This is a genomic window from uncultured Thiocystis sp. (assembly GCF_903866365.1).
Lineage (GTDB): Bacteria > Pseudomonadota > Gammaproteobacteria > Chromatiales > Chromatiaceae > Chromatium.
In genome coordinates, this window is sequence record NZ_CAIPNF010000098.1 from 1 (window position 1) to 6,627 (window position 6,627).

Annotated in this window: 6 protein-coding genes and 2 pseudogenes; 1 reads left to right on the forward strand and 7 read right to left on the reverse strand. The window is 62.7% G+C overall.

The genetic code is table 11. From position 1 onward, the window contains the following. From QZY07_RS05965 to QZY07_RS05995, 7 genes and pseudogenes are all read right to left on the reverse strand, one after another. Positions 1-485: pseudogene (locus tag QZY07_RS05965) on the reverse strand (hypothetical protein); the annotation flags it as partial. 163 nt (positions 486-648) lie between these two features. Continuing rightward, positions 649-1,095 carry a hypothetical protein gene (locus QZY07_RS05970; RefSeq protein ID WP_295400628.1) on the reverse strand — a complete coding sequence of 149 codons (447 nt, stop codon included), beginning with the start codon at positions 1,093-1,095 and terminating at the stop codon, positions 649-651. A gap of 166 nt (positions 1,096-1,261) precedes the next feature. Next, positions 1,262-2,143, reverse strand: a complete 882-nt coding sequence (locus QZY07_RS05975) for a hypothetical protein (RefSeq protein ID WP_295400630.1) — start codon at positions 2,141-2,143, stop codon at positions 1,262-1,264. Between the two features lie 105 nt (positions 2,144-2,248). Further along, positions 2,249-3,862 (reverse strand): hypothetical protein, encoded by a 1,614-nt coding sequence (locus QZY07_RS05980; RefSeq protein ID WP_295400632.1) that lies wholly within the window; start codon positions 3,860-3,862, stop codon positions 2,249-2,251. A gap of 255 nt (positions 3,863-4,117) precedes the next feature. Further along, a complete protein-coding gene (locus QZY07_RS05985) occupies positions 4,118-4,324 on the reverse strand; it encodes a helix-turn-helix domain-containing protein (RefSeq protein WP_295400634.1) in 207 nt (68 codons plus the stop codon). Positions 4,325-4,591: 267 nt separating this feature from the next. After that, complete coding sequence (locus tag QZY07_RS05990) at positions 4,592-5,392, reverse strand: site-specific integrase (RefSeq protein WP_295400636.1); 801 nt, start codon at positions 5,390-5,392, stop codon at positions 4,592-4,594. Continuing rightward, positions 5,389-5,862 carry an Arm DNA-binding domain-containing protein gene (locus QZY07_RS05995; RefSeq protein WP_363183797.1) on the reverse strand — a complete coding sequence of 158 codons (474 nt, stop codon included), beginning with the start codon at positions 5,860-5,862 and terminating at the stop codon, positions 5,389-5,391. The genes QZY07_RS05990 and QZY07_RS05995 overlap by 4 nt, the downstream gene beginning before the upstream one ends. Positions 5,863-6,525: 663 nt before the next feature. On the opposite strand from QZY07_RS05995, the pseudogene QZY07_RS06000 reads away from it, so the two are divergent. Next, positions 6,526-6,627 (forward strand): annotated as a pseudogene (locus QZY07_RS06000) (IS1595 family transposase); the annotation flags it as partial.

A 6,627-nucleotide genomic window follows, 5' to 3' on the forward strand; every position in this document is an offset into this window, starting at 1 on the left:
AACTCGTGCGCGTGGCTCGGAGGGGAGTTATTGTCTTGAAACGCCCCTCCCGATTCGGGCAAAGGGGAGTTTGGGGAGTTTGGGGAGTTTTTTTCCGCCTGCCGCGCCGCGTCGGACGCCACCATCCAGCGTTTCGCGCGGTGACTGATTCCCTCCTGCACCAACCGCTGTCCGTTCAGCCGCCGCTCGGCATGGCGTTCGATCCAGCGCCCGAGAATCCTCGGGTTGATCGCCGTGCCGCCCCGCTCGCCGGCGATCTCCAGCAGCGCATCGCGTAAGGCCGTGCGGGTCTCTCGGTTGTCTTCCGTCTCCGCGATGGGATAGCCGTTCTCGCCTTGGCGGTGGTCGGTATTGGCATGTTGAATCACGTTGGCGACCGTCAGACGCGCCACGTTGACGCGGAAACAGCCCGCCCAGGCGTCCAGCAGCGCCGCCAGCTTCGAGGATTCTGGATCCGCCTCGAACGCCCGTTCCGTCGCGTCCAATGGGTCCGCGAGCGAGGGGGCCAGGGTCGAATTTTTTATCGCCGTTCACCAGCGCGCTCTTCACCGGCGTGCTCCGGCGTGCTCCGGCGTGAAGGGATCGCCATCAGCATGGATGGAGGCGCATGCCCTGAAACCTTGGCCACAACACAACGCCCGGATCGCTTCAAGAAGTGCCGGGGTTGCAAGCCACCTCGATCACGCGCTCAGATCCAAAGCGCAGTGCCAAGACGCGCCGTGCCTCCTCCAGGTCGCAGCCGGGAGCAAGCATGATCAGCCAATCCGTCGGGCGGTCGCTCAGCCGGTAGCGATACACCCGCATGGCGCTAGTCGCCGCCGTCTCCGCCTGCGCTCTGGAGAGATGGCCGTCGAACTCCAGAATGGCCGCGCGCTCTTCGATCGCCTCGCGGAGATCGGCGCGCTCGGTGCCGGTGAGCGGTGGCGGCGTCGTGGCGGCTAACTGCGCGCGCAATTCGTCCTTGCGGGCGCGGATTACCGGCAGCCAGCAATCGAGCGCCGCGCGGTCGCCCGTGGCCTCCAGCCCGGTGTCGGCTGTCAGCGAAAGACGGACGTTGGCGCAGGCCAGATCGTTCAACAGCGCCTGTACGCTCATGTCCGCGCCGCCTTCGCCGTCTGACGCGCTGTCGAGGCGTAAGACCTGCCTGCGGTTCTGCCGCGTAACACGCGAAAGACGCGCAAGACGCCTAACCACGGCGCTTCCTGTCGGGCGAAACACGCGCGAAAGACGCGCAACACGCGCCCGCAAGACGGGTACGCCGTCATCCGATCACCTCCCGACAGACGACACCCGCTGCGTCCTTCGCCTTGGCTGACGTCCGTCGTTCGGCGTCTTTCGCCGTGGTTCGCCCGGACTCGGGATCAGCATTGACGCCGTCTTGCGCGTGTTTCGCGTCTTTCGCGTCGATCTCGCGAGCAACGGACGCGCGGTAGAAGGTTTTGGTATTCGTCGCCGCACCGCCACGCGCTTCCTGTTTCTGCTCGATCTCGCCGTCCGCCAGCATGGCCTGAAGCACCCCGTTCAGATCGCTGGCCGTCACCTTGCCGCCCAGCGCCCGCGACAGGATCTCCGAGCGGATAACCCAGTCCCGCCCCGCCAGGTAGTCGCGAAGCTTCTGGCGCCGGTCGGACTGCTCGATGGCCTGGCGCGTTTGTTCCACCTCGGCACCGAACACAAACGCGACACTGTCTCGGTGATAGCGGGACCAGGCGAGAGCGGCGGCCAGGTGGCGGGCCTCGATCATCAGGCTCTCATCGGTCAGGGCAAAGAGTCCCGCCAACCGCAGCGTGATCGGTGCCCGCCGTTCCAGCAGCGCGGTGACGGTTTCGCCCAAGGGCTCGCGACGCTTCAAGGACCGATAGGCGCTGCACCACATCGTCTCGGCGTCGGGCGTCAGGCGGAGTTCGCGCGTGTATTTCGTCATGGGGTACGTTCCCAGCGCAAAGCGGATGACGCGCTCGGCGCGTCGCGCGAGACGGGCGATCGCCTCGGGTGCGGTGGCGCGAGGCAGCGGGACCAGACAGGTCCGCTCCGCCCAGACCATTAGGAATCGATTCCCGAAACCGTTGGTAATGTCCTTCTGCTCCAGTCCCGCGCGCAGCTCGAACGGCGTCATACAGCCGTGCAACGCAATATGCGGCACACTCGCCCAGATCCGCCCGCCCAGGGTGAGCGCGTATAATTTTTTCTGAAATCAATAAAATCAAACAGTTAAGATGCGAGCTTCACAATACATATGAACTGTAACTTATTGATTTATAGGGGTACGCGCTCGCCCTGTCCGCCCGCCCTTGGTCGCGGGCTTGATGCTCCCGCCGTCCCAGACATCGCGCAGCGCGGCGGACAGGGTGTTGCCCTCGCGTTTGCCTTGCGCGATCACGTTCTGAAACTCTGGCTCGAAGACCCACAGCCGCTTATCCTCGATCGAGGGGATGTCATCGCGCCCGGACTTGTAACCATCATGGACAAAGAGGGTCAGTCCTTCACGCGAGGAGAGGCCGCCCGCATGGGTTTGCCCCAGCAGAGGTTGTTCCGGTCCCAGTCTCGCGAGCGGGGATTGGCGGATCGCCTCGTCGATGCGCAACGGCAATCCTGTCGATTCGCCCTTGGCGGCAATGGCCGTCCGCCCCACATGCAGGGTGAAGAGCGGCACCGGGTGGCGGACATCGCCCACCTGGAGATAGACATCCCGCCCCACTTGGCCGGAGAGCCAGGACAGAAACACGGCGGCGACGGAGACCGGGTTCACTTCCCGCCCGGCGGCGGCGGTCCGGGCAACCTCGCCGGTCAGCCCGTAAAACATGGCCTCGGTGGGACGCGGGGGCGGCGTCAGAAAATCGCTGTCGGCGCTCTGGTCGAGCGCTGCCGATTCGCGCCGGCGCTGGTCTTCCCGATCCGTTTGACCCCGCGCCTGCCAGTCCCGCGCGCCACGAATCATCCGGGTCAACTCACCGCCCAGCAGGGCCTGGGCGCGGTCAGCGCCGCGCATGGCCTCCACCTGCTGCGCCAGGATCTGGAAAGTCGCACGGATCATGGCATCCGTGACGCCCTCGCGGACCATCCGCCCCACGAGTCTCAATGCATTGCCGTGGATGTCGTCGCCCGACAGCAGGTCGGCCAGGGCTTCCGCTGGCGGCTGCGGCGCGGCGGGTCGATCTGCGGTTGTCGCGTGGCTTGCGAAGGGGATGCGGTATTGCTGCCACGCATCCAGCGTATCCAAACAGCTCCCTTCCTGGGGATCGTCAAAGGTGTAGAGAACGCGCGACGGGGCTCCGGGGGGATGGCCGAAGAAGTAGCTCTGACTGAGGACGCCCGATTCGGGTGCCAGGATGCCCCCCAGCAGTCCGTTCAGCGCCTCGGCGTAAGCCTGCCGCGCGGCGGGGGCGATCGGGCCGGACAAGGGTAACAAGACACGCCAGCGGGGTGTCTCGGGGGTATGGCTCCAGGAGGTATAGACCAATGCCTTGAGTTGATGGCGCTCCAGACGCTCGATCGCCTCCTCCGGGGTCATGACTTCGTCATCGTAGTCGCCCTCGATGCCGAAAACCTGTCGCACGTTGGCGTCGTGTCGCAGGCATCCTTTCGCCGTGCGGAGCTGACCGAACGTGGCCAGCTTGACCCAGCGGCAATGAGGTTTGGCGGGCTGGGCGCCCTCCTGGGCGATCAGCGCACAGACCGCTGGCCACGCCAGACGCATGTCCAGTTTGGCGGTCGCGGCCATGTTCGGCCAGATGGTGAACCCGAGGACGTCGTTGGGCGCCGGAGCCTGACAGGCGAGCGCCGTGGAAAGGGGGTGGGCGCTGTCGGGCGGTCCGGTCGTGGCGGCCGGATCGGCCGCCGCGGGAATGTACTGGATCTGCATGGTGCGGTACCTCGCGAGGCTGAGAGACCGACCGGAGAAGCGGGCGCCGGCAGGCGAAATTACCCGCTCGATGGGGTAAACTTCACCTGCCGGTGCAAGCCGATTCGCCGTCGGATTGCTTTGTCCCTGAACCGCTTTTGGGTTCAGGGAACGGTTGACGAAAACGCTTGGGAGCGTGCTTGACTCAACGGCTTGGTGGTTTCCGAGACCACCAGGCCGTTTTCATTGCTGGGGCGTTGGCGCATCGTTTCGCCCTCATCCCACGGTATTCGTGCGGACTTGCTGCGCTAACCAGGTCTCCAGCGCATCGGCGTCATATCGCACGGCGCGGCCGAGTTTCAAAAAAACGGGTCCAATGCCCCGCACACGCCATTGTTGAAGGGTGCGGAAGCTGATGCCGAGTTCGGCGGCGGCTTCACGCTCGTTAAGTCGGCGACGGACGGGGGAAATCGGTGTTTGCATCGGTGTCTCGTCTTGGCCTCAAAATGATCCTGTTGTCCTGTGCGTGCGCGGCGTGAACCGACCGATGGTCTTCCGCTGGAACGCGTTGGCGTCTGCCAGCGAAGACGACGCAATCGGTCATGAATCACGCGCTGATGAGCGAACGCCAGGCAAGACTATCCGAGCGCAAGGGAGGCGTCAGGGCGCATCGGTGAACTGGCGAGGTACCGTTCTTTTGCGATTAGCGATCGCGCCGATTCCATGCTGGCGACCTGGGATGAACGCGGTCTATGGGGATGGTTTCTGGTCTGGCGCCGGCTCTTCCATCGCGTCCACGACGGGGAACAAGCCGGCGGCGCCCATGATCTGGGTGCCGTGTCGTTCCAAGGCGGCCCGCACCGAGTCTTCGCCGAACCGGGCGTAGACCGCCGTCGTTGACTGGTTGGAATGATTGAGCACCCGTCCAATCAGATGCAGCGAATTCCCCGACTGCGCCAGCCAACTGCCGACGGTGCGTCGCAGATCGTGCAGACGGACATCCGCGACGCCGGCCAGCGTGCGAACCCGGTTCCAGGGCTTGCTGATGTTCACCAGATGGGCACCGGGCAATTTGCCGGGCAGGAGGTAGGGATTGCCTGCCACGCGCGGGATCTCGCGCAGCAAGGCGAGGGCTGGAGAAGACAGCGGGATGTAGTGGACGCGTCCCGCTTTCGTGTCTGGCAGCTTGAGTTCATTGCGGGTCCAGTCGATGTGCTCCCACTGCGCCTGCAGTAGCTCCGATTTGCGAGCGCCGGTCAGTAGGTACAGCCACAAGGCGAAGCGGGCCGATTGGTTCGGCTCCTCATTGATCGCCTGGGCAATGCGGGGCAGTTCCTCGGGCGTGACCCAGCGGTCGCGTTTCTGTTCCTTGAAACGGTCGATATCGCGGGCTGGATTCGCGTGGCCATCGGGCACGAACCCCCAACGGCGAGCCAGCTCGAACATCTTGGATAGCAGCGCTAGCGTCCGGTTCGCCTCGTAGGGGGCCGTCTTGCCAATCTTGGCGTGAAGGCTGGCGACGTCCGCCCGCTTGATCGCCCGTGCCTTCAAGTTCGACCAGATCGGCAAGAGATGCTGATGGATGCGCCGCTGGTCGTCCCGACCGCTTTTTTGGCATTGCCATGGCGCTCCATGTAGAGGACGCATAGATCCCGCACGGTTTCGCCTTGACGCGCTTTCTCCTTCTCTTCGGCAGGATCCGTGCCGCGTACTGCGTCGCCAAGTGTCGTCTTGGCCAGCCTGCGGGCTTCGTCCGTGGTCAAATCCTTGCCGAAGGTTCCAAGGGTCAGGAACCGCTTCCTGGTTCCGGCTCGGTAGGTCACCAAGAAGGCTTTCCGCCCGCTCGGGAAGATGCGCACACCGAATCCCTTGATCTCTGCATCCCAAACGTAACAGGCACCGTTACCCGTCCCTTGGTAGGTCAATGCATCAACAACGCGCTTGGTTAGTTTGACGGGTTTTCGGGCCGTTTCGGTGGGAGTGTCGATCGGAGGAGCCTCGCTTGAGCAACCAATGAGCAACCACGCTGAAGTGAATATGAGCGTAATTTAGCGCGCAGGAAAGTGCAAGCATAACCTCTAAGCGATTGTTTTAGAGTAGATTATCGTAAACGAGAGGGATGCAGCGATCAATCGAATCCGTGATTTGTAATCAGCAGGTCGTCGGTTCGAATCCGACCGTCAGCTCCATAAAATCAACGGCCTAGACGCAAAACGTCTAGGCCGTTTTTCTTTGGTGCTATGTTGGTGCTATGTCGTAGACCTAACTAGCACCGGGTTCCGCAAACTCCATCGGGAATCTGCCCTCCCCCTGCACTGCCAGAAACCGCTTGCCCATCGATCAAACCGCTCCATAATTCGGTTGCTGATTCATGCAAACCCGAGCCTGCCGATCAGGGGAGAACAGCGGGGAACCTAACAGGACAACACGGCAGAGCCGTCAACAAGGCCCAAGAGATCAACAAGTGTTGTCCGGTGGACAACCAGAGCGAAAATATCAGGAATGATCGCATTAGCAGGCGTTATCAGAGTTGCTAAACATTGCCCAACGCGCAGAATTTTCAAGAACAAATCAGCTTGCATTAATTTCGTGAACGAAGTCACTTTTTCGTGAACGACGTCACTTTGTTGAGTGTGTTATTTTCGTTAAGGGGGGTAGTCGGTTAGTGCCTCCTGTCGCAAGATGTGGGGGTGAATCCTACTGACCAATCCATATACCCGACCTTGGTGGCAGGGCGCGACTACCCGCGCAGTTACCGTGAGTTTGTCGAAATGTTCCCAGACGAC

What these genes read in the sequence shown, in the direction of transcription:
- QZY07_RS05970 (WP_295400628.1), bottom strand. Translation starts at nt 1,095, where the DNA reads ATGAGCGTACAGGCGCTGTTGAACGATCTGGCCTGCGCCAACGTCCGT.
- QZY07_RS05980 (WP_295400632.1), bottom strand. Translation starts at nt 3,862, where the DNA reads ATGCAGATCCAGTACATTCCCGCGGCGGCCGATCCGGCCGCCACGACC.
- QZY07_RS05985 (WP_295400634.1), bottom strand. Translation starts at nt 4,324, where the DNA reads ATGCAAACACCGATTTCCCCCGTCCGTCGCCGACTTAACGAGCGTGAA.